Source organism: Hahella sp. HNIBRBA332 (genome assembly GCF_030719035.1).
In the GTDB taxonomy this organism is placed as follows: Bacteria; Pseudomonadota; Gammaproteobacteria; order Pseudomonadales; family Oleiphilaceae; genus Hahella.
Genome location: NZ_CP132203.1, coordinates 4,099,349 through 4,120,597, shown reverse-complemented (window position 1 = coordinate 4,120,597; position 21,249 = coordinate 4,099,349). Strand labels below are relative to the sequence as shown.

The 21,249-nt window shown below is 58.7% G+C and carries 14 protein-coding genes; 7 read left to right on the top strand and 7 right to left on the bottom strand.

Annotated elements, in window-relative coordinates; genetic code table 11:
• Window positions 1-19 precede the first annotated feature (19 nt).
• The 4 genes from O5O45_RS18135 (at window position 20) to O5O45_RS18120 (ending at window position 5,159) form a co-directional block, all read left to right on the top strand.
• Entirely contained in the window at window positions 20-856 is an 837-nt protein-coding gene (locus tag O5O45_RS18135; RefSeq protein WP_305900771.1) for a hypothetical protein, read from the top strand.
• Window positions 853-1,248 (top strand): hypothetical protein, encoded by a 396-nt coding sequence (locus O5O45_RS18130; protein ID WP_305900770.1) that lies wholly within the window; start codon window positions 853-855, stop codon window positions 1,246-1,248. The genes O5O45_RS18135 and O5O45_RS18130 overlap by 4 nt, the downstream gene beginning before the upstream one ends.
• A gap of 147 nt (window positions 1,249-1,395) precedes the next feature.
• Window positions 1,396-4,116, top strand: coding sequence for an ABC transporter substrate-binding protein (locus O5O45_RS18125; RefSeq protein WP_305900769.1), 2,721 nt, complete (start codon window positions 1,396-1,398; stop codon window positions 4,114-4,116).
• Between the two features lie 101 nt (window positions 4,117-4,217).
• The gene (locus O5O45_RS18120) at window positions 4,218-5,159 is read left to right on the top strand and encodes a hypothetical protein (protein ID WP_305900768.1); all 942 of its coding nucleotides are present in this window, start codon (window positions 4,218-4,220) and stop codon (window positions 5,157-5,159) included.
• Window positions 5,160-5,236: 77 nt separating this feature from the next.
• On the opposite strand, the gene tdh is transcribed toward O5O45_RS18120, so the two are convergent.
• The 6 genes from tdh to O5O45_RS18090 all read right to left on the bottom strand — a co-directional run bounded on the left by tdh (window position 5,237) and on the right by O5O45_RS18090 (window position 11,462).
• Window positions 5,237-6,280, bottom strand: coding sequence for an L-threonine 3-dehydrogenase (tdh, locus tag O5O45_RS18115; protein WP_305900767.1), 1,044 nt, complete (start codon window positions 6,278-6,280; stop codon window positions 5,237-5,239).
• 3 nt (window positions 6,281-6,283) lie between these two features.
• The gene (locus O5O45_RS18110) at window positions 6,284-7,486 is read right to left on the bottom strand and encodes a glycine C-acetyltransferase (protein WP_305900766.1); all 1,203 of its coding nucleotides are present in this window, start codon (window positions 7,484-7,486) and stop codon (window positions 6,284-6,286) included.
• Between the two features lie 183 nt (window positions 7,487-7,669).
• The gene (locus O5O45_RS18105) at window positions 7,670-8,248 is read right to left on the bottom strand and encodes a helix-turn-helix domain-containing protein (protein WP_305900765.1); all 579 of its coding nucleotides are present in this window, start codon (window positions 8,246-8,248) and stop codon (window positions 7,670-7,672) included.
• Window positions 8,245-9,378: an ABC transporter substrate-binding protein gene (locus O5O45_RS18100; protein WP_305900764.1), complete on the bottom strand. Its 1,134-nt coding sequence runs from the start codon at window positions 9,376-9,378 to the stop codon at window positions 8,245-8,247. The genes O5O45_RS18105 and O5O45_RS18100 overlap by 4 nt, the downstream gene beginning before the upstream one ends.
• Complete coding sequence (locus tag O5O45_RS18095) at window positions 9,368-10,801, bottom strand: sensor histidine kinase (RefSeq protein WP_305900763.1); 1,434 nt, start codon at window positions 10,799-10,801, stop codon at window positions 9,368-9,370. Before O5O45_RS18095 ends, O5O45_RS18100 begins: the two co-directional genes overlap by 11 nt.
• The gene (locus O5O45_RS18090; protein ID WP_127972865.1) at window positions 10,791-11,462 is read right to left on the bottom strand and encodes a response regulator transcription factor; all 672 of its coding nucleotides are present in this window, start codon (window positions 11,460-11,462) and stop codon (window positions 10,791-10,793) included. The genes O5O45_RS18095 and O5O45_RS18090 overlap by 11 nt, the downstream gene beginning before the upstream one ends.
• Before the next feature lie 337 nt (window positions 11,463-11,799).
• Here O5O45_RS18090 and O5O45_RS18085 point away from each other — a divergent pair, with 337 nt between their 5' ends.
• The 3 genes from O5O45_RS18085 to O5O45_RS18075 are packed head-to-tail and all read left to right on the top strand — an operon-like array spanning window position 11,800 to window position 14,764.
• Window positions 11,800-12,786, top strand: coding sequence for a Bug family tripartite tricarboxylate transporter substrate binding protein (locus O5O45_RS18085; protein ID WP_305900762.1), 987 nt, complete (start codon window positions 11,800-11,802; stop codon window positions 12,784-12,786).
• A 5-nt stretch (window positions 12,787-12,791) separates the two neighbouring features.
• On the top strand, window positions 12,792-13,229 hold the full coding sequence (locus tag O5O45_RS18080; RefSeq protein ID WP_011395567.1) for a tripartite tricarboxylate transporter TctB family protein: 438 nt from the start codon (window positions 12,792-12,794) through the stop codon (window positions 13,227-13,229).
• Window positions 13,229-14,764, top strand: coding sequence for a tripartite tricarboxylate transporter permease (locus O5O45_RS18075; RefSeq protein WP_305900761.1), 1,536 nt, complete (start codon window positions 13,229-13,231; stop codon window positions 14,762-14,764). Before O5O45_RS18080 ends, O5O45_RS18075 begins: the two co-directional genes overlap by 1 nt.
• Before the next feature lie 245 nt (window positions 14,765-15,009).
• Here the strand turns inward: O5O45_RS18075 and O5O45_RS18070 are convergent, their stop codons facing one another.
• A complete protein-coding gene (locus tag O5O45_RS18070) occupies window positions 15,010-20,904 on the bottom strand; it encodes an alpha/beta fold hydrolase (protein ID WP_305900760.1) in 5,895 nt (1,964 codons plus the stop codon).
• Window positions 20,905-21,249 lie beyond the last annotated feature (345 nt).

Here is a 21,249-nt window from a genome sequence, read left to right as displayed (position 1 = left end):
ATAAAGTTCAGGAGGGTTTATGTCAGCAAATCGAGTAGTTTCCCTGGTCGCAGTCAACACGCCACAAGACGAGCTGGAACGCAGCAGACAAAAGATTGCCGAGTTGGAGCAAAGCCTCGCCAGTGTGAATCAAATGGCGATGGGGTTGTTGCGCTCCAACAGCTTCCTGGGCGGTATGATTGAATTCTTCGAGCGCTGCTCGGAAAGTCGCGATCCTTCAGAGATTGGCGTAGCGATGGAAAGTGCGTTGAGCGGTTATCAGCTCCCTTACGTATTTATTCTCAACCTGCCTGAGCAGCACTATGTGTTCGGCGGTAAAAGCTACGTCACCAATCTGCAGTTCGACGTGATCACCACACTGACGCTACAGCGCGAGCGCATTGTGCACTTTGACCAATACACGCTGATTAATTTTCCGTACTTCTCGATCTGTCTGACCATGACGGTGGAGGAAAAAGAGGCTCATTTGGACGATCTTACCCGTTTGGCGCAAGTAGCGAACTACGTGCTGGCTGATCTGGTGAGGGAGACGCAGGAGAAAATGGTGCGTCAGGGCATCATGCAACGGGCGGTGCGGCGTACGGAGGCGTTGCTGGACAACATCATGAAGATGGTGCTGGACTGCGGCGCGCACTCCATTCAGAGCTTTTCGGATCTGAAGTGGACGATTCAAAGCTCCATCATGGGCCTGGATCTGGATATGGAAGCGGAACAGAGTATTTTCAATATCGTCGATCAATTGGTGGAACAATTCGAGCACCAACAAACCTCCACCCGAATCATTGAAAACTATATCCGCTCGGTGAAGGAAAGTTTGTCGCAGCTCAATGCTGGCTGTGCCGGAGAAACGAAATGAACGCAGAGAAGCTTATGACCATAAACGAAGGGGCCTTCGCCGCTGATGTTGTCAGAAGTAAGTTTTTGGAACATCTCGCCGACAGCATGTCCCTGATTAGCGCCAGCGGTTCCCGGTTGCATTGCGCCAGTCTGATGGAGACTTCCCGCATGATAGTCATGATGCGGGATATCGCCAGCGGCATCGTCGCCACGGCGGAAAGCCAGGGGCTACCCACCATTGCAGAGTGCGCTCTGGAATTACAGCGCTGGTGTCGGCTGGCGCTGCATAACGAAGATCTGGAGGTCATGCGCTGTCTCATCCCCCAGATCAAGGCGGCGGGATATGAGCTTGGCCGTGAAGCGGAACGGCTGTGCAGCAACAAGGAGTGGAAGGCCAGCAGAAGAGATTGATCCCTCCCGTCGCGGCGTTCGCGCTGCGGCTATTCCCTGTCTATACTCCCTAGCATTCATTCCTGTTTCTTCGTCCAGCCAGCTATTTTCCTGACGCCGGACACGAATCTGAAGCGATAGTTCAGCAGTTTGCGACTCGGGGAGTCTATGAAGGTTTGTCCCATTTGCAGTACGGATTTTCCCCAGGGCGATTACTGTCCCGCCGATGGGGCCACATTGGTGGATAAGCAGCGCCGCGATCCCCTTATCGGCAAAATGCTGAAGGACATGTATCGCATTGAATCCCGTCTGGCGGAAGGCGGCATGAGTCTGGTCTATGTGGCCCGCCAGTTATCGCTGGACCGTCTGGTAGTGGTCAAACTGCTGCGGGCGGGTATGGACGATCATGACTTTATCCAGCTGTTTTTCCGTGAAGCCCGCATCGCCAGCCAATTGAATCACCCCAACGTGATGCATGTGATCGACTTCGGCAACACCGACGACGGCATGATGTATCTGGTGGTGGAGTACCTGCGCGGAGAGAACCTGTCCGAACTGGTGGAAAAACGCAGCGGGCTGCCGCTGGAAAACGTGGTGTGGCTGCTGGAGCAGATCGGCGCCGGTTTGCAGGCTGCGCATCAGATGAACATCGTGCACCGTGACCTGAAGCCTGGCAACATCATTGTCGCAAGAGTTTCCGGCGACCATTCCGTCGCCAAGCTGCTGGACTTCGGCATCAGTAAGCCGCTGGGAGAAGGAGATCTTAAATACACCCGCCTGGGCATGGTGATGGGAACGCCTGGCTATTTGGCGCCGGAACAGATTGAAGGCGCGCGCAATATCGACAAACGCGCCGATATCTACGCCCTGGGCGCCATTCTTTATTACTGTATTACTGGCGAACGCCCTTATACCGGCGAAAGCCCTCAGGACATCATGAACCGGCAATGCGCCGGACCGCCGCCGGCGCTGCGGGAAAACCGCTTGACCGACGCCCGCAATAAAGCCCTGGAGCCGGTGATTCTGAAGGCCATGGCGCTGCGACCGGATGATCGCTATCCCGACGCGCAGGCGATGGTGCGGGATATCCAAAACCGCGCTCACGCCGCCATTACGGAATATTCCAAAGCCATGGAGATGGCGCCGCCTAATCCGGACGTCTATCAGTTCATTTTCTACGGCGAAATTCGCGGCGATGTGGCGTTGCAGGATACCCAGGAAAAGCTGAAAGCAGCGCTGGGGTTGAGCGACGCCGCCTGCGCCCGTTTGTTCAGCGGTAAGCGGGTGGTGGTGAAGAAGAATCTCAGCCTGGGCAAGGCGAAAAAGTACGACGAGGCGTTTCAAGCCGCCGGCGCTCTAGGGCAGATCGAGGAAATGGACACCGCCACCCGCATCGATCCTGCGCATAACATGGATGAACGCTCCATGAGTCAGCCCATTGTGGTGGCGGCCTCCACCTTGGCGGAGCCTATGCATCTGGGCTCACAACCGCCGCCGTTCGGAGTGCAAGGGTATACGCATCCTGTGGCGCCGGTGCTGGATGAAGATCAGGCCACAACCGTGGTGGGGCCGGGAACGCCGGCGCCGATGGCCCCCGGCGTTGCGACGGCGCCTGGCCAGAGCGCCCGGCGTCGCGCGCCGCTTTGGTTGAGCTTGACAGCACTGATGTTCGTCCTGCTAGGGGTGGGCTACGCCATCCCTGTCGTGCGTTACAGCGTGGCGGACGGATATGCGGAGTTAACCGGCTGGCAGGCGCCCCGCGGCGTCAGTGAAAACCGGGTGGCGCTGGGAATGAGCGCGGCCTTCAGCGGCGGCGCCAGGGAGCTGGGTCGCGCCATGCAGTTGGGCGTCGACGTGCGTATTCGCGAAATTAACGAGAAGGGCGGCATCCACGGACGCTATATCGAACTGCGCGCCCTGGACGATGGATATGAACCTGCGGCGGCGCACCAGAACGTCGAGAAATTTATGCAACCGGACGGCGTATTCGCCATGCTGGGCAATGTGGGAACGCCTACGGCGGAAACGATATTGCCGGTGGCCCTGAAGGATAGAACCATCGTGTTCGGCACCTTCTCCGGCGCGGCTCTGCTGCGGAAAAGTCCGCCAGAGCGATACGTGTTCAACTATCGCGCCAGTTACGAAGATGAAACCAGCGCCTTGATTCGCTACTTCATCGAAGAACAGGACGTCGACCCCAGAATGATCGCCGTGTTCTATCAGGATGACGGCTACGGGCAGGACGGTTTGAAAGGAGTGGAGGATGCGCTGTCGGATTACGGCGTGCGTCCCCATGAAATCGCCAAATTCAGCTATCAGCGTAATACGGCGCAGATTGAAGGCGCGGCGCAGGGCATGTTGAGTCGGCTGAGCGATATACAGGCGGTGGTGGCCATCAGCACTTACACCGCTAGCGCACGCTTGACCAAACGTCTGCGTCAGGCCGGATTCACCGGGCCTTTCGCCAATGTTTCCTTCGTCGGGGCCAGAGCCCTGGCGGAGCAATTCAAAGAGTTGGGTATGGAGTACGGCGAGGGCGTGGTGGTGTCACAGGTGGTGCCGCCGTTTGATTCCTATGCCACCGGCGTGCTGCGCTATCGAGAGGCTTTGAGCCGTTTTTATCCCAACGAGCAGCCGGATTTTATTTCTCTGGAGGGCTACATTGTGGCGACCTTGTTTTTCCATGCGTTGGAGCAGGCGGGTCGACACTTTGATACCGAATCACTGGTGGACACGCTGGAATCCTTTGACGGCGTGGACCTGGGCATCGGGGAGACGATCAGTTTCCATGCCTCTGATCACCAGGGCAGTCATCGGGTATGGGGAACCCAGTTGAATCGCGATGGAGCGTTTGAGGCGGTCAGGCTCAGTAAGAAAGAAACGCTGTAGCCCGGCCATTCCGACATCATCTCTGCGGCGTCCGATGCGGCTGGATGAAGGATGCGCCAGACCGGGCCGTGCGCTGCGGACTCAGCATGAGGCGAAGCGAAATGAGCGGCGTAACAGCGAAATCTTTATGGGTCGCCATGGGGCTCTACTGCAGTCTGTGCGCGACCTCCGCCACGGCGGTGGAAGTTCAGCAAAACCAGTTGTACGAAGGCGGAACCCTGATTGAGTCCGGCTCGCTGGGTTTGTCGTTTAAGATTCCTGATGGCTGGCAGGGCGCCTGGCCGGCGGGCTCGGAACTCTTCGTGCTGGAATCCCAGGCGTTGAAAGCCAATATCTTCGTGTATATCGACCAGTCCGGCGAGCAGGCGTTGATGCAACAAATGGCGCAACCGGTGCCGTTGGACGCTTCCGTTATCCTGTACCCCAAAAGCGCGCCGCAAAAACGCAATGGTCGCCTGACGGCGGATTACAGCATCGGCAATATGCCCAACATGGAAGGCCGCATCAGCGCCGTCACCGGTAAAGGCTCCACCTCCGTGGCGTTGATCGCCGTTGCGGATCAGAGCACCGCCGCACAGGTCTGGAAAGTGGCGGAGACAGTGGCCTCATCGGTTAAATTCTCCGCGCCAAAACCCTTGGCGCAAGGCGGGGGGGATGGCGGCTGGAGCACCTACATGCGAGGACGTCATATCGTGCGCTATTACTCCGGATCCGGTTATCACGAAGAAGAGCACATCTGGTTGTGCAGCAATGGCGAGTTCTATCGCTCCGGCAACAGTGGGGGCTATGGCGGCGGAGCCAGCGGCGCTACTGGCAGTCAGGGCTCGGGTAAATGGGAAGCCCAGGGGGCGCTGAACGCCCAGGGCAGGTTAATTCTGCAATACGGCCCCGGCTACAGCATGCAGGGCAGCACGCCGGGCTTTGACTGGAATGAATCCGGCCCTGGTGGAGAGCGCGTCACCTTCACGCTGGCGCTGGCTAACAACAAGTTATATCTGGATGGAACCCAGTGGCTGCGGGATGGCAATAATCGCTGTCAGTAATAGTGGGAGAAACTAATAGGGGTAACAAAGAACAAGAGGGAGCGACGCGGTCGCTCCCAGGGCAAAGCTTAGGAAGCTCAGTCTGACCAGTTCAGAATGACTTTACCGGATTGACCACTGCGCATGGCGTCAAAGCCTTGTTCGTAGTCGGCGTATTCGAAGCGGTGGGTGATGATCGGTTCAATGTCCAATCCCGCCTCCAGCATCGCCAGCATCTTGTACCAGGTTTCGAACATCTCACGGCCGTAGATGCCTTTGATCTGCAGCGCCTTGAGCACGATTTTGCTGAGATCCAGCTCCGCCGGCTTGGAGGGCAGGCCCAGCAGGGAAATGCGTCCGCCCATCATCATTACGTCCAGCATATCGTTGAGGGCGGAAGGAATGCCGCTCATTTCCAGGCCCACATCGAAGCCTTCCTTCATTTTCAGTCGTCCCATGACGTCGCGCAGAGACTCCCGTTGTGCGTTCACCGGCTCCACATCCGCAACCTTGGCCGCCAGCTCCAGGCGATAGTCATTGATGTCGGTGATGACTACCTTGTGAGCGCCGGCGAAGCGCGCCACTGCGGCGGCCATAATGCCGATAGGTCCCGCGCCGGTGATGAGCACGTCCTCACCCACCAGATCATAGGCCAGGGCCGCATGCACAGCGTTGCCCAGCGGGTCCAGGATCGCGCCAAGCTCAAGGCTCACTGCGTCTGGCAAAGGCACAACGTTGAACGCTGGCAGACGCAGGTACTCGGCGAAAGCGCCGGGCAGATTCACGCCGATGCCTTTGGTGTCCGGCGCCAGATGGAAACGTCCTGCGCGGGCGTTGCGGCTGAGCATCCCTACCACGTGACCCTCACCGGATACGCGCTGTCCGATATGCAGGCCGTCCACGTGACTGCCGACTTCCACTATCTCGCCACTGTATTCATGGCCGGTGGTCAAGGGGACGGGAACGTTGTTGCGCGCCCAGTCGTCCCAGTTATAGATGTGAATGTCAGTGCCGCAGATCGCGGTGCGCTTGATTTTGATGATCACGTCGTTCGGCCCGCATTCGGGGATCGGCTGCTCTTGCAGCCAGAGTCCGGGAGCGGATTGCGCTTTGACCAACGCCTTCATGGTTGACGACTGCATGGTTCAGCCTCCAATAACCCCAAGTTGTTGACCGACGCGGGTGAAGGCGGCCACCGCCTGCTCCAGTTGTTCGCGAGTCAGCGCCGCGTTCATCTGGGTGCGGATGCGCGCCTGACCTTGCGGCACCACCGGATAGAAGAATCCCGTGACGTATACCCCCTGCTCATACAACGCTTTCGCGAAATCCTGCGCCAGCTTGGCGTCACCCAGCATGACAGGAATGATGGCGTGTTCGCCGGGCAGCAGTTTGAAGCCGGCTTCGCTCAGGCTGTTGCGGAAAAACGCAGCGTGTTCGCGCAGGTTGTCGCGTAGATGATCGCCGGCGATGGAAATTTCCAGGGCTTTCAGGCTGCCTGCGACGACAGGCGGGGGAAGGGAGTTGGAGAACAGATAGGGGCGGGCGCGTTGACGGAGCAGTTCGATAATATTGCGGCTCGCTGCAATAAAGCCGCCGGCTGCGCCGCCGAGGGCTTTACCCAGCGTGCCGGTAATAATGTCCACTTCCACGCCGTTGTAGGCGGCGCTGCCTTTGCCCTGCGGGCCGATGACGCCAGTGGCGTGACAGTCGTCCACCATCACCAGGGCGTCGTATTTACGCGCAATGGCGACAATGTCTTTCAACGGCGCGATATACCCGTCCATAGAGAAGACGCCGTCGGTGGCCACTAGAATGTTGCGGGCGCCATCGGCGCGAGCCTGTTTCAGCTGGGCTTCCAGATCGTTCAGGTCGCGATTGCCGAAACGGTAGCGTTTGGCTTTGCACAGACGGATGCCGTCGATGATGGAGGCATGGTTCAGGGAGTCGGAGACGATAGCGTCTTCGGCGCTCAATAACGGCTCGAACAGGCCGCCGTTGGCGTCGAAGCAGGCGGCGAACAGAATACTGTCCTCCATGCCCAGGAACTCAGCGATTTTGTGCTCCAGTTCTTTGTGCAGCGTTTGCGTGCCGCAGATAAAGCGTACGGAAGCCATGCCGAAACCGTATTTGTCGAGCGCCTCATGCGCCGCGGCGATGACTTCCGGGTTGTCCGCCAAGCCCAGATAATTGTTCGCACAAAGATTGAGAATGTGTTTATCGCCAGCTTCACCCGCGAGCTTGACCGCGGCCGCCTGAGGGGTGTCGATCACACGCTCCTTTTTAAACAGGCCGGCTTTTTCAATCTCATCAAGGGTTTGCTGTAATTGTTGTTGGAATGTCTGGTTCATTGGATTTTTCCCTTATATCGGACGTGTTTCCTGTATAGTGGAAAAATGTCTGCAAAGCAATAGGGAAAAATATACCCAGCCCCCTGAATCAGGGCCGTTGCGGCCTTCTTGCCGCGTCGCGTCGCCTAACTAGATTATTAAGCGGAATGTCTATCCATGGCGGCGCCTAAACGACGCCAGACTCTAGCGATGGCTATGATTCATCACCACTAACAAGGCGATGGTGTCGCTGTCGCCGGGATTCAAAATAGTGTGGGCGACGTCAGCGTGATAACGGGCGGTGTCGCCCTGGGCCAGACGCTGGGATTGCTGGCCGCTGACGACTTCAAGTTGGCCGCTCAGTACGGTGAGGTGCTCCATGCAGCCCTGTGTATGGGCCTGGCTTTCCAATTTGCCCTGGGGACGCATGCGCAGCTCGTACCATTCAATGGAGCCTACCAAATGGGGCGGGCTGAGAATGCTGAGGTGATAGCCGCCCTGAGGGTTGTCTATCTTTGGCGTTTGCGCGGCGATGATGTGTTCGATGGGAGAATGGGAGACGCCTTCGCTCTCATCTACCAGTTCCGACCACTCAATGCCCAGGGCGCGGGTGAGATTCCACAGGGTGGCGAAAGTCGGATTGGCCTGGCCGCGTTCGATTTGCGACAACATGGAGCGGGATACGTTGGATTGTTGCGCCAGTTGCTCCAGGGTCAGCTTTTCTGACTTGCGGAGTTGTTGAATGCGTTTGCCCAGTCTGGCGACTAAATCGGTGTCTTTCATTGTTTCGTTTCACGTTCCAGAGAGCGGCGCCACTCGCTTAAAAAGCGTTGCCGTTTCAATTTATCCAGCGGAACCAGCAGTTGCGGTCCCACAGTAATGGGTTTCAACGGCCCCGGCGCGTGCTTGTTCAGCCAGTCCGCGGTGACTTCGCCGTGCACGCCAGGGTCGATGGGATACAGTTTCGACTCGCTGGCCAGGGTCTGCTGACCGGCTGGCGACAACAGGAAGTCCAGGAAATCCCGGGCGTTCTGCGTGTTGACGGCGTGCTTATGAATCAAGGCGATGCGCGTCATGATCAAGGTATAGTCCGCCGGCAGGATCATTTGCAGATTCGGCGCCGACGCTAGCCGGGCCTTGGTGTATGAGCCCAGCAGATTATAGCCGATCGCGTATTGCCCGGAAGCCAGGCCGTCGAGAATGTCGCCGGTGCAGCAGGCCAGTTGCACCGAATGGGTGCCAAAGGCCTCCAATAGCCGACCATAGGTGGTCGCCTGCTGGCTGTCCTGGGCGGCGAACAGGTAACCGACGCCGCTGCGGGCGATATCATAGGTGGCGATTTTTCCCGCCAGACTCTCGCCCTGGCTGCGGATCAGCTCTAGCAATTGCTGGCGGTCCTGCGGCGGCGCACCCGGCAATAATTTGGTGTTCACCACGGTCACCACCGGTTCAAAGGTAAAGCCGAAAGCCTCGTTGCGCCACTTCGCCCAATCGGGAATGCGACGGGTGTAGGGCGACTCATAGCGCTGCGCATAGCCGTCGTTGACCAGCTTCACCTGCAGGTCCATCGCCGAGCTGATCAGCAGATCGCCGACGATGGCGTCTGGCGGCTCCGTCGTATGGGTGGAGCCTTCCACGGTGTGCTGGAATAGATCGGCAGTTTCAAATTCAATCAGCCGGATTTCCACATTGGGGTAACGCTGCTGGAACGCCTTGATGATTGGATTCATCACCACGTAATCCAGCACCGCATGAATATTGAGTACGCTGACTGGCTTTTGCTGCGCGGGATAGAGCACCACCGGCAGCGGGCCGGAGGCCGCCTGAGCAGGCGCGACGCTGATGACGGCGAACAAGAGGAACGCCTGGATCAGCGAGTCAATACGGAAAAAACCGAGGCGGCTATTTGCCATGGGCGCTCTCCTTGCGGAAGCCTACCCGCACTGTCAGGCCTTGAGGGTGATTATCCATCAGTCCCACTTCCGCGTTATGGCGCTCCGCGATTTCCCGCACGATGGCCAACCCCAGTCCGCTGCCCACGCCGACGGCGGCTGGCGCCCGATAAAAGCGGGAGAATACTTTGTCCCGATATTCCACCGGAATGCCGGGGCCGTTGTCTTTCACTTCCACGAACAGTCGGTTGACGTTCTGGTGGATGCGCACTTCCACCACGCCACCCACTGGGCTGTATCTCACCGCATTTTCGATCAAATTGCGGAACAGTTGCTTCAATGCAAAGGCGTCGCCAAGCAGCGTGGTGTCTTCGGCGTCCGCCTCGAAGGCCAGCTCCACTTTCTCGTTGATGGCGTGCGACGCCAGCTCCAGGCAGGCCTCTTTCACCACTTTGTTGAGTTCGATGCGCCGCAACGCCTCGCTCTGCAGGCGATGGGTGATGGTCGCCTGATTGAGCAGTTGCGATACCGTGGTGTTAAGTTGGTCCACCGACTGCATGATGCGGTTGTACACTGGCTTGGGGTCGTCGATATCGGGGTGATCGCGCAAATTCTGCAACGCTGCGCGCAGCCCCGCCAGAGGCGTGCGGATCTGGTGAGCCGCCTCGCCGGTGTAGCGCTGCATGCGGTCCAAGGTATCCTGCAGGCGTTGCATGAAGTGATTGATGGTTTGCTGTAAGCGCCAGGTTTCCTTGATGGGTGTGACATGCAACGGCGTCAGATCGGTCGGACTCCGCGCCGCCAGCTCCCGTTCGATCTGATCCAGAGGCGAGAAGGCGCGTTTGATGCCATACCCCAGCAATCCCAGTGCGATGACGGACGCGATGGCGATCAGTTGCAGGCCTTTGCCGGTGATGTCTTCCGCCAGATCGGCGCGGGCGTTGATGGTCTGTCCCAATTGCACGGTGATGTAGCCGGTGATGTCCGCCTCCGTCAGCAGGCGACGCAACACGATGAAACGCACCGGTTCGTCCAGATAGCGACTGGTGAAAAAGCGCTGCTGGATCAAGCGCGCGCCGTCTTTGCTGAAGCCCTGGTCCGCCGCCGGGCGGGGCAGGTCGGCGTAGCCGGTGAGGTAAGCGTCGCGGGGGCCGCTGATGCGATAGAACACGCGATCGTCGCGAGCCAGGGCGAGGGTTTCGAAGGCCGCTACCGGCAGATCCACGTCCACTACGCCGTCGCGAACGTGAATGGCGTCCGCAATCTGAAAGGCGGCGCTGGCCAGCAGGCGGTCATAAGAGAGTTCCGCCGCGCGCTTGCCGTAGCCGTCGATAGCGATGATGGCCAACGTGCCAAGCACCAGAATCAGCGCCACGGCGCCCAGGATCAACCTGTTGCGCAGTGAGACCGGCTGATCCGGACGCAACAGCGAATCAGTCATCATCGCATTCCGCCAGATACCCTAATCCCCGCAAGGTGCGTATCTGAACGGAGGACTCCGCCAGCTTTTTGCGCAAGCGCGCAATGTACAGTTCGATGGCGTTGGGGCCGGGCGATTCATCGAATGCGAACAGGCGGTCGGCCAGCTCCTCCTTGCTCATGACCCGGCCCAGATGTCCGAGAAATACCTCCAGAAGGCGGAACTCGCGGTTCTTCAAGTCCAGCTTTTCTTCATTGACGTACACCGCTTTGGCGGAGCGGTCGAAAGACAGATTGCCGTGTCGGCTGAGGTTGCTGGAAAAGCCCTGGTTGCGTCGCATGAGCACCCGGCAGCGTGCTTCCAGCTCGCCGAAATCGAAGGGTTTGGTGAGGTAGTCGTCGGCGCCGGCGTCGAGCAGCTTGATGCGGTCGTCCACCTGTTCGCGGGCGGTCAGAATCAGCACCGGCGTGGTGTCTTTGCGTTTGCGCAGCTCCGACAGAATCTGTTCGCCGCCCAGTTCAGGCAGGTTGAGGTCCAGAATGATCAGATCGAATTGCTGGTGCTGCAACAAACCGTTGGCCTGGCGTCCGTTGTTCACCCAGTCTACGCCGTGGCCCATTTTCTGCAGTCGCGCCTGGATGGATTCACCCAGCAATTCAGAATCTTCTACAACAAGGATATGCATACGCCGACTTCACTTTTTCGAATCAGGACGTGACAGGTTTATGACAGGTTCAGCAGTTAGGATGCAGTCATTACCTGTTCCATATCAAGCATAGGTCGCTGGAGAGGTAATCGAAACCAAGTTTCTAGAACCGCAACGAGCGACTAACTATAAAGCGCAACAAAAATAATAGGAGCGTGACATGAACACAACGTATCTTTTTCGACAATCCCACCCCCCAGCACCTGGAATGCCGCCGGCTTAATAAGCGGGACGGCGGACGCCGGTAGCCCCATAAGGGCAAAACCAATATATTTGCGATCGAATTAATTCCTGTAACCTGTGTGAGGTAACAATAATGACAATCAGAACTCCGATTAAAATGCTTGTGGCCGCCGCGCTGACCGTCAGCGCCACCTTGACCATGGCCTACGAACCAAAAGGCAAAGTTGAATGTATCGCTCCTGCGGATCCTGGCGGCGGCTGGGACTTCACCTGCCGTAGCGTCGGCAACGTGATGGAGGAACTGAAGTTGGTTCCCGGCAGCGTACAGACTATTAACATGGCGGGCGCAGGCGGCGGCGTCGCATTCGCGCATACCGTCAGCAAGCGCAAGAACGATCAGAATCTGGTAGTCGCCGCTTCCACCGCCACGACAACCCGTCTGGCCCAGGGACAGTATCCCGGCATGAACGCGGAAATGGTTAATTGGATTGGCGCGATCGGCGCGGATTATGGCGTCATCGCCGTATCCAAGAACTCTCCCTACAAAAGCCTGAGCGATCTGATGGCGGCGCTGAAACAAGATCCGCGCTCCGTTAAATTCGCTGGCGGCAGCGCCAATGGCGGCTGGGATCACCTGAAGGTGCTGATCAGCGCGAAGGCCGCTGGCGTAACCAACCTGCCGAAAATCTCCTATCTGTCATACAACAACGGCGGCGAAGCCATGACTCAGGTTGTGGGCGGTCACGTTGACGCTTTCACCGGCGACATCACTGAGGTGCAGGGCTTCTTCGAATCCGGCGACCTGCGCGTACTGGCGGTGCTGTCAGAAGATCGGCTGCCCGGCAAATTCGCCACCATTCCTACTGCTCGCGAGCAGGGCATTGAGTCCATCGCTCCCAACTGGCGCGGCTTCTACATCCCTGGCGGTGCGCCAGCTGATGTAAAAGAGTACTGGACCACCGCCATCGACAAGATCTACTCCAGCGAGCAGTGGAAATCATTGATGGAAAAAAATGGACTGATGCCGTTCCACAAAAGCGGCGCTGAATTCAACAATTTCGTGAAAGCGCAAATCTCGGACATCCAAGCGCTTTCTAAAGAAATTGGCCTGATCCGTTAATCGCCATGAATGACCGTATTTTCGGTTTAGTGATGCTCGTCCTGGCCGTCGCCTACGGCTGGGGCGCGTATCAACTGCCCGAGCCCTTCGGCGGCAATGAATCGGTCGGGCCCGAGACCTTCCCGATTCTCCTGTCGGTGGTGCTTGGTCTGAGCAGTCTTTATCTGATGCTGCGTCCCGACCCGGACAATCACTGGCCCTGGAACCGCACTGGCGTGGAAATGGTGGTGGCGGTTGTCGTGCTGACGCTGTATGGCGTGTTGCTGGAGCCGCTTGGCTTCATCATTACCACGACGCTGGCGGTCGGCACACTGAGCTGGCGCATGGGCGCCCGCAAGTTCCCGGCCTATATGTCTGGTCTGATTGGCGGCGTAGTGGTGTTCGTGTTGTTCAACTACGTACTTGAATTGCCGTTGCCCCTGGGCGTTCTGGAGGTAAGCTGATGGAAACTTTGAACTTTCTGATGCAGGGCTTTGCTGTCGCCCTGACGCCGGAAAACTTGATGTTCGCGCTCCTCGGCTGCTTCCTGGGCACCCTGATTGGCGCGCTGCCGGGATTGGGCCCCGCCAATGGCGTGGCGATTCTGATTCCGTTGGCGTTCACTCTGGGGTTGAAACCGGAAACGGCCTTAATCATGTTGACCTCGGTGTACGCCGGGGCCATGTACGGCGGACGCATTTCGTCGATCCTGCTGAATATCCCCGGCGACGAGCCGGCGATGATGACCTGTCTGGACGGCTATCCCATGGCGCAAGGCGGCAGGGCCGCAGAAGCGCTGGCGATCTCCGCCGTGGCCTCCTTTATCGGCAGCGTTATCGCGACGATCGGCTTGATTCTGCTGGCGCCCTGGTTGGCGAATTTCGCTCTGACCTTTGGACCGGCGGAATATTTTGCGCTGTTCGTGCTGGCGTTCGCCACGTTGGGCGGCATCACCGGCAAGAACCCGGTGAAGACGATTCTGGCTGCGGCCATAGGCTTGATGATGGCGACGGTGGGCATCGACATGAACACCGGCGTGCAGCGCTTCACCTTCAATACCCTGGAGCTGTATGAAGGCGTTGATTTCATCATTCTGATCGTGGGTCTGTTCGCTATCTCGGAACTGCTGTTTTTCATCGAGGCGCATGCCGGCGAAGGCCGCAAGATGATCGCGATGAACAAGCTGAAAATGAAGTTGAAAGACTTCACCAGCATTCTCCCTACATCGCTTCGCGGCAGCGCTATCGGCTTTCTGGCGGGCGTGTTGCCTGGCGCGGGGGCTTCACTGGGCAGCTTTGTCAGCTATACCCTGGAAAAACGCATTCTGGGCAAAAAGGCCAGATTCGGCGAAGGCGACCCTCGCGGGGTAGCTGCGCCGGAAGCCGGCAACAACGCAGCCGCCAATGGCGCGCTGGTGCCTATGCTGACCCTGGGCGTGCCTGGTAGCGGCACCACCGCTGTTCTGCTGGCGATGCTGATTTCCATGAACATCACGCCTGGTCCGCTGATGTTTCAACAGCATGGAGACATTGTCTGGGGCGTTATCGCCGCGCTGTTAATCGGCAACCTGATGCTGCTGTTGCTCAACATTCCGCTGGTCGGCGTGTTTGTGAAACTGCTGTCGGTGCCGCCCAAATACCTGTTGCCGATTGTCACCATGGTCGCTTTTGTTGGCGTCTATTCAATCAGCCACAGTGTGTTTGATCTGTACTTCATGATTTTCTTCGGCGTGCTCGGCTATGTTCTGCGCAAAGTCGAAATCCCATTGGTCCCCGTCATTCTGGGAACCTTATTGGGGCCGGAGATGGAGAAAAACCTGCGTCACGCCATGACGTTGTCGGACGGCGACTGGAGCATCCTTTGGGGTAGCGGTCTGTCCATCACGCTTTGGATCGTCGCGGGAGTGGGTCTAATCGCTCCCTACGTTATCGGGCCGATTCTGCGCAAGCGCATGAAAGGCGTCGATCACGAAGTGGACGAGGCGGTGACCGCCGATTGACCCTTGCGTCCAGGGACGGGCGCGCAACTGAGATTTGATTGTAAGTCTTGGTCCCATTTTCGGGTCGAAAGACCCTTTTTCCTCGGTGTGGAAACTATGCCCGCTCTCCTCCTGTTAAAGACATAGTTTCCATTGCCTTGGCTGCGCGGCCCCCGATTTTCGCCGTCGCAGCCTTTCTTTTCCCTGACTATTTTTCTTTCTTCTTTTCTTCCTTCATGTTCCTTATTGCTGATTGACTGTTCTGACTACGCCGGTTCTGGTCGGACGGGTTTGCCCGGTTCCGCCTCGACATTGGCCGTCAGCCGGATGCGCCAGGTTCTGTCGTTGTCCTCCAGCTCGCCATCTTTCAGCGTCTTTGGTTGCGCCACTGGCGTCACAAGACCTTCCGGATCGCATACGCGAACTTCCAATGTCCAGTTCTCGCCGACGGGAATGGCGTCCACTCGTACGAACTGGGACTTGTCCGCGCGCAACAAACGCGCCTCCGCCTGCAGTTGTAATTGCGAACCGTGCATGGGAACGACGCTGGGTTTTTCCCACTCGAAATCCCGGGGATTGGCGTTGGCGAAGGGCAGCGGCGCGTACAACCCGGACGATACGATCTGCCATACCGTAACGGGTTTACGGTTCGATACCGCCTGATCCGCAGGATTGGCCAAGGTCATGCGCGCCAAGGCGCATAGATGCTGATCGCCGCCGACAAAGATTACGTTAGCGATCTGTCGCTCGTAGATCATCCCCATCACCGCCGCCAGAGTGTGAGGATAGCCGCACCAGCCGTCATGATTGCGCCACAGCTCTGGGTACTGCGTGAAGCGTTTTTCCACTGGCGCAATCACGCTGCCGGAGAAGATAAATTTGGGCCGCTCCGGGGTCAGTCGTTGCGCCTCTGATAACCAGTTGGACAAGGCGGCGAATTGCGTTGCGTCGATCATTTCCGCCTGCGCGCCGGAGGGGCCGGCGCTACGCAGCCGCCGTTCGGTGCGGGTGTCCATGACGAAGACCGGACAGTCGAACTCCCGGGCTGCGCTAACGCATTGGGGATACCAGAGCGCGGCGTCCGGCTGGCGCCCGCTACACTGGAAGCTGCGGGCGGCGCGCAGGGCGAAGTCGAAGCGCTCGCGTTCTTTCTGGTGCGCGTCCAATTGCGGCGGACGTCCAGAGCAATCGTCGCTGAACTCATGGTCGTCCACGGTAAAGTGAACCGGCGCCAGTTGCAGCAGCTTTCGCATGTTGGGAGAGCTGAACGCCTCCCGGTAGCGCGTGATGTAGCGTTCTTTCAGGGCGGTGTTGTCGAACGCCTCAGCGGTGGCGTCCGCGTATATCTGGTCTCCAATAAAGAAAACTGAATCCGCGCCGGGCAATTGGGCGTCGCCTCTGACCTGACGTCCCATGCCGACAAACGCCAGATCGGCGAGATCCCGTTCCAGCACCGCGCCCGGATAGCGGCAGGAGCCAACCAGAAAGCGCATAGCGGGGCTGACGCCACGATGCAGGCATAGTTCGCGCAGGCGGCGCAACCAGCCCGCGGAGGCGGGGATATGCAATGCCTGCGATAACGCCTGCTGCGTTTCTGGATCAAACTGGCGTTGGGTCAGACTGAAACGGATGCGTACGTCCCGTTCCTGCCCCGGATCGACCTTCACCGCCACATCCAGCAGTAAATGATGCGGATCATTGGCGGTGCAGAACTGACACTGAACCAATTCGGCGCCCTCCAGCGCCAGACGTCGAGTGGGCGTGGCCTGGGCGTCGGCGAGGTCCGCCAGATCGGAAAGCTCCGCCCATAGGCGCAGCACAATGCGCGGGCGACCAATGCCGGCGCTATCCAGCCAGGCGCCGCGAATGATCGGCCCGGCGCTGAACAGGTTGGCGCTCACGGCATGCAGGTCATCCGCGGCGCGATAGCTGTCAAACAGTTGATGGTGAAATTCGACGCGCTCCCCGGCGGAGTGGCGCAGACATTCCGCATCTTCGCTGAAAAAGGCGCGCAAACTGGGAAAGGTGTCTTTGTAAGCGTTTTGCGCCAGGATGACATCCATGTGGCCGTAATGCGGCGCCCGCTTCAACAGCACCGGGGGCGCGGATGGACTGCCTTTCAGCATTTCACTGAGCCGGATGGCGGAACGGGTGGCGGATTGCGGATTGAACACCTTGCTTTGTTCGCCATGGATGAACAAGGTGGGATAACGCCAGTGTTTGCGCACCGCAGAGGGCGTAAGAAAAGTGTTTTCACCGTCCCGGGAAGTCACCCGTTGTTGCTGGGCGAAATAATACAAGTGTCGATAGACGGCGCCGGGAGCTTGACCCAGCATATCCTGAAAGGCTTTGTGGGTGGCGGGGGAGATCTGATCGTGTCGCCACATGCGGCCGTACAGAAAGCTCATTTTGTCGCAGATGCCTTGGGAGATCTCCACGCCACCGTCGGGCGCATGGTCGCTGTGCGCATTCCGCTCGTCGCCGTTGCGCGCTCTGCCTTCCTCTGCTTCCTGCAGCTCGCCCAGACGCGCCAGGGAGAACGCCAGACGATCAAACATGGAGTCAAAGGCGCTGGGATTGGGTTGAGGGATAGGGTTGAGCTGTGCGTCATTGACGGAATCGCGCAGGAAACTGCCCAGCTTGGCGCGGCTGCGGTTGACCGGGGAAGGGATGATCCAGGGATGGATCGCATTGAAAGCCACTCGTCCAATAAAGGGATCGGCGGGATCGTCGAGCCAGCCTTTGAGTATGGCCATGGTAGTGGCGGTGGCGCCGACGCAATGGGCGAACAGGTTGATCTTGCCTGGGTTGACCCGGTGAATATGGCGCACCGCGGCGGGTATATCGTAGCGCGCGATTTCTTCAATACTCCAGCCCTGCAGAGGCGCCGGCGCGGGAAGGGCGTTGCTGAGTCGATAATCCAGCAGCCACACATCAAAGCCGGCGCGCCACAGATAAACCGCCATGTTCTCGGGGATGGCCTCGGAACAATAAATAAGACTGCCCTGGGCGAGTCCATGAATAAGCAGCACAGGTTGGCCGGGCCGTTGCGCGTTAGTTTGCGGATAGCGGGTCAAAACAATGCCGATCTGCTCCGAGGACACATCATTTAAGGGGACGCTGAGCTCGGTCCGTTGTGGGCTGATGACCCGGTTTTCCGCGACGCGCAAGGCCCGGGGATGCGGATTGGAGGCGATGGGCTTATCAGGGTAATGTGGCGAGCCGAAATCCCAGAACTGGGTTTGCAGCAAACAGCGCAGAAACAACATACCCAAACCCGCCGCCGCCATGGCGGACTCCGGCAGGTTGGGAGATTTGACCACCTGAGCCAGCCCCCTTTCCGACATGTACTCCATGTCCACGTACAGAGAGCCCGACACAGCGTCGCCATGTCGTTCGTGGGATAGCTCGATGGGAAGATTGGTCAAGGCGCGCCAGAGTCTGGGAACGCCGTTCTTCCAGGCCAGCAGTTTTTCTCCACGCAGATGAATCATTGCCCCAGGCATGTTCTCGAAAAGAGGGGCGTGCGAGCCATTGGCGTTGGGCGTGAACTGGAAGTTGTAACTCATGCGGCGATATTGCGCATGATGCCTGGCGACGGTCCAGAAGCCCTTGATTTGTTTGACCAATCCCGGCGCTGACTCTTTCTGCGGGGCATCCGAATCCCAGCGACTGAGTCGCTGTTTGAGCTGACGCAAGGCGAAGCCGGACAAGGACTGGCGTCGCGTGCGATAGGCGTTGAGCGCCTGGACGCCGCGCCAGGCGGTGGACAGCGGGCCGGGTTGGTCGCAATGCAGCAGACGTACTACACCCTCGCCGACGGCGATGGGAACCACGCTTTTCAACAGCTCTGGAGGCAGACCGTAGGTGTGCATTTTGGCGGTTTGCTCTGCGCTCAGCGGATTCAGGTACAGCCTGGCGGTTGCTTTCAACTCCGTTCCCGGTTTCTCCAGCCAGTCATGCAGGTCTTCTATTTGCGTTTCTACTTTGAAAATCAGTCCCTGATCGCCAGTGAGACGCGCAGCGGCGCCGCTAGCAGGCTGAGATTCAGTGGGAAGCGCCTCGGCCCACTGCCTGATCCAGCTTTCTATCCAGTCAGGCAGATGCGCGTGGACCTCCTGCGCATGCAAACGGCCGAACATCTGCTCACTGATGCTCAGCGTCACCGTCGCGCCGGATTTGGCCGCAGTGGTCTCCGCCGGCTGTTTCACTGGCGACATGGCTTGCGCCAACTCAGGATTGACCCGCTCCTGCGTTGGGGCGAGCCAGTCATGTTGCTTCTGAATCGCCTCTGCGGCCCGAAGAGACAGCGCGGATATGGTCAGGAACGGATTGACGCCCAGGGCGGTCGGCAGGATGGCGCCATCCAGCACGTATAGCCCTTCATGCAAAGCGGGTTCGCCCGTGTTCTGGGCGCCCGGGTCGGCCTTGAAGACCTGACCGTAATGGTTGACGACGCCGGTGTCGGGACCATCGCCCATGGCGCAGCCGCCCAGCGGGTGTACGGTGATGACGCGGCCGCCGGGAAGTTGGCCGCTCATGACGGTAGAGGCGTCATCCGGCAGTGTTTTCCAGAGAGGGTTGGGGACGTACTGGCCGCCGTCGAAGCCTTCCTTTCTATCCTGGCTGCGCAACAACGCGTCAGCCGCGGTCAGGCAGGCGTTCTCCGCCGCTTTGGGCCATTCGACGCGGATACGGGAGTAATCGGCGTCAGCCTGCTGTGCGGGGTTATCGCTGGCGCGCAGAGAAAGACCGCCGGCGGCGCCGTCGTCCCCCATAACCAGAAGAATTTGCGAGCGCTCCATGGCGTCGCTGTGGTGAGCCAGAGGATCTTTGAACACGCCGTTTTTGCTTGCATTAAGAAACCAGGCGGGCAACGTCATGTCGGTGAGACGGTTCAGTTGTGCGCCGGTCGTGGCGATTTCGCCGAAAAGGCGCGCCACACCATAGGGTGCGGCGCCATCCTCCAGGGTCAAGCGCACTTCGGCGCCGGTTTTGGGATGGCGCGCTATCGGGCGGGACACGGCGGTGATGGTGGGGCCAACGCTGGACTCCTCGCCGGCTTGTAAAGACTCGTCAGACTTGCCGATCGCCATGACCGGGTCCGCCTGTCCATAGCTCATGGCGAAACCGTCGCCGTTGGTGGAGAATCGCTTGCCCAGCCTGTCGGAAAGCCGCAAGCGGCCGGACTCCTGAGATCGCAACAAAATTTCCGTGCTGCCCAGCGCGCCCGCCGCCAGGATGACGGTGGCGGCTTCAATCCAGAATACCTCGTCGGCCAGACTGTTCTTCTCCGTGGCGGTGCGTCGTACCCGTACCCGCCAACGTCGCCTGTTCGATCCCGTCGCATTGTCGTCTGCTGACGGAGCGATGGGCTCCAGTGTGAGAACCGTGGCGCCGGTGTAGAATCTGGCGCCGCGGGCTTTCGCCAGTGGAATGACGTTCATGGCCAACGTATTTTTCGCGCCCTGATTGCATCCGGACACACAGTTGCCGCAGAGATTGCATCCCGGCTGTTCAACGCCAACGGCGTTGGCGCCAGGACGTAAACTGACGGTCAATGGCGCGGTTTCCACTGGCGCGTCAATCGACTTGGCGAGCCTGGCTAGCGCCTGAAACTTGGGGAGACGGCATAGGGTGTCGCGGGCGGTTTGATCCTGATCGCGTACTCCCAGCAAGTGACGTACTTTCTGAAAGTGCGGTAGCAGCAGTCCTGGATGCTCCCGAAACTCACGAGGCCAGACGGCCTGCGCCAACGTTTCTGCGTCCGGCTCCAGGGCCACATTGGCGTTGATCAACGACCCGCCGCCAAGTCCGCAGCCCACCAAAACATCCACCTCTTTACCAATACGAAAATCATAGAGCGCGTCGGCGTAGCCAATGGGGCGGTTGGAGCCGGACTTCAGTAATTGCATGTGGCCGGGAATATCGCCCAGGGCTTCCGGGAAATCGCCGGGGCGATATTCTTTGCCTCGTTCCAATACCGTTACTGTCGCGCCACTGGTTCTGGACTTGGAGGTCTTGCCGCCCGCCAGTTGCATGGCGGCGATGGAGCCGCCATAGCCGGAACCGATAATCAATACGTCGGTGTCGTGAACCCGCGTCTCAGGGGGCGCATCTTTAATCAAGGTTTCGAACGGTTCGGAAAGATGAAAGTGCATGGCCGGAACTCCTTCCCTAGCAAAGGACTTGTTATGAGGTTGATGTCCGTTCGGCGGCGTTTGGACTGCGATGTCCGGACGCAGGGGAGCGCCGGACTTCGCCGCTCTGGTTCCAGGGTGGTGGGCTATGTCAATGCGTTGGGCGCATTGCATTGACCGACAACATGTTGACCGATAAGAGGATGGCGTTCGGCTTATCTGTCGATCGGATCATTATTGTTAGAGGACTGCTTGAATCAGAATAGCAATGAAAATTTGACTTGGTTATTTTTTAAACAAAATACAGGTTGAATACGCAGAAAGGAATAAACGAGGGGCCTAAACCTAGGTTTACTTGCAAACGAC

Excerpts from the sequence above, each read along its gene's own strand:
- O5O45_RS18135 (WP_305900771.1), top strand. The coding sequence starts at position 20 with ATGTCAGCAAATCGAGTAGTTTCCCTGGTCGCAGTCAACACGCCACAA.
- O5O45_RS18130 (WP_305900770.1), top strand. The coding sequence starts at position 853 with ATGAACGCAGAGAAGCTTATGACCATAAACGAAGGGGCCTTCGCCGCT.
- O5O45_RS18125 (WP_305900769.1), top strand. The coding sequence starts at position 1,396 with ATGAAGGTTTGTCCCATTTGCAGTACGGATTTTCCCCAGGGCGATTAC.
- O5O45_RS18120 (WP_305900768.1), top strand. The coding sequence starts at position 4,218 with ATGAGCGGCGTAACAGCGAAATCTTTATGGGTCGCCATGGGGCTCTAC.
- tdh (WP_305900767.1), bottom strand. The coding sequence starts at position 6,280 with ATGCAGTCGTCAACCATGAAGGCGTTGGTCAAAGCGCAATCCGCTCCC.
- O5O45_RS18110 (WP_305900766.1), bottom strand. The coding sequence starts at position 7,486 with ATGAACCAGACATTCCAACAACAATTACAGCAAACCCTTGATGAGATT.
- O5O45_RS18105 (WP_305900765.1), bottom strand. The coding sequence starts at position 8,248 with ATGAAAGACACCGATTTAGTCGCCAGACTGGGCAAACGCATTCAACAA.
- O5O45_RS18100 (WP_305900764.1), bottom strand. The coding sequence starts at position 9,378 with ATGGCAAATAGCCGCCTCGGTTTTTTCCGTATTGACTCGCTGATCCAG.
- O5O45_RS18095 (WP_305900763.1), bottom strand. The coding sequence starts at position 10,801 with ATGATGACTGATTCGCTGTTGCGTCCGGATCAGCCGGTCTCACTGCGC.
- O5O45_RS18090 (WP_127972865.1), bottom strand. The coding sequence starts at position 11,462 with ATGCATATCCTTGTTGTAGAAGATTCTGAATTGCTGGGTGAATCCATC.
- O5O45_RS18085 (WP_305900762.1), top strand. The coding sequence starts at position 11,800 with ATGACAATCAGAACTCCGATTAAAATGCTTGTGGCCGCCGCGCTGACC.
- O5O45_RS18080 (WP_011395567.1), top strand. The coding sequence starts at position 12,792 with ATGAATGACCGTATTTTCGGTTTAGTGATGCTCGTCCTGGCCGTCGCC.
- O5O45_RS18075 (WP_305900761.1), top strand. The coding sequence starts at position 13,229 with ATGGAAACTTTGAACTTTCTGATGCAGGGCTTTGCTGTCGCCCTGACG.
- O5O45_RS18070 (WP_305900760.1), bottom strand. The coding sequence starts at position 20,904 with ATGCACTTTCATCTTTCCGAACCGTTCGAAACCTTGATTAAAGATGCG.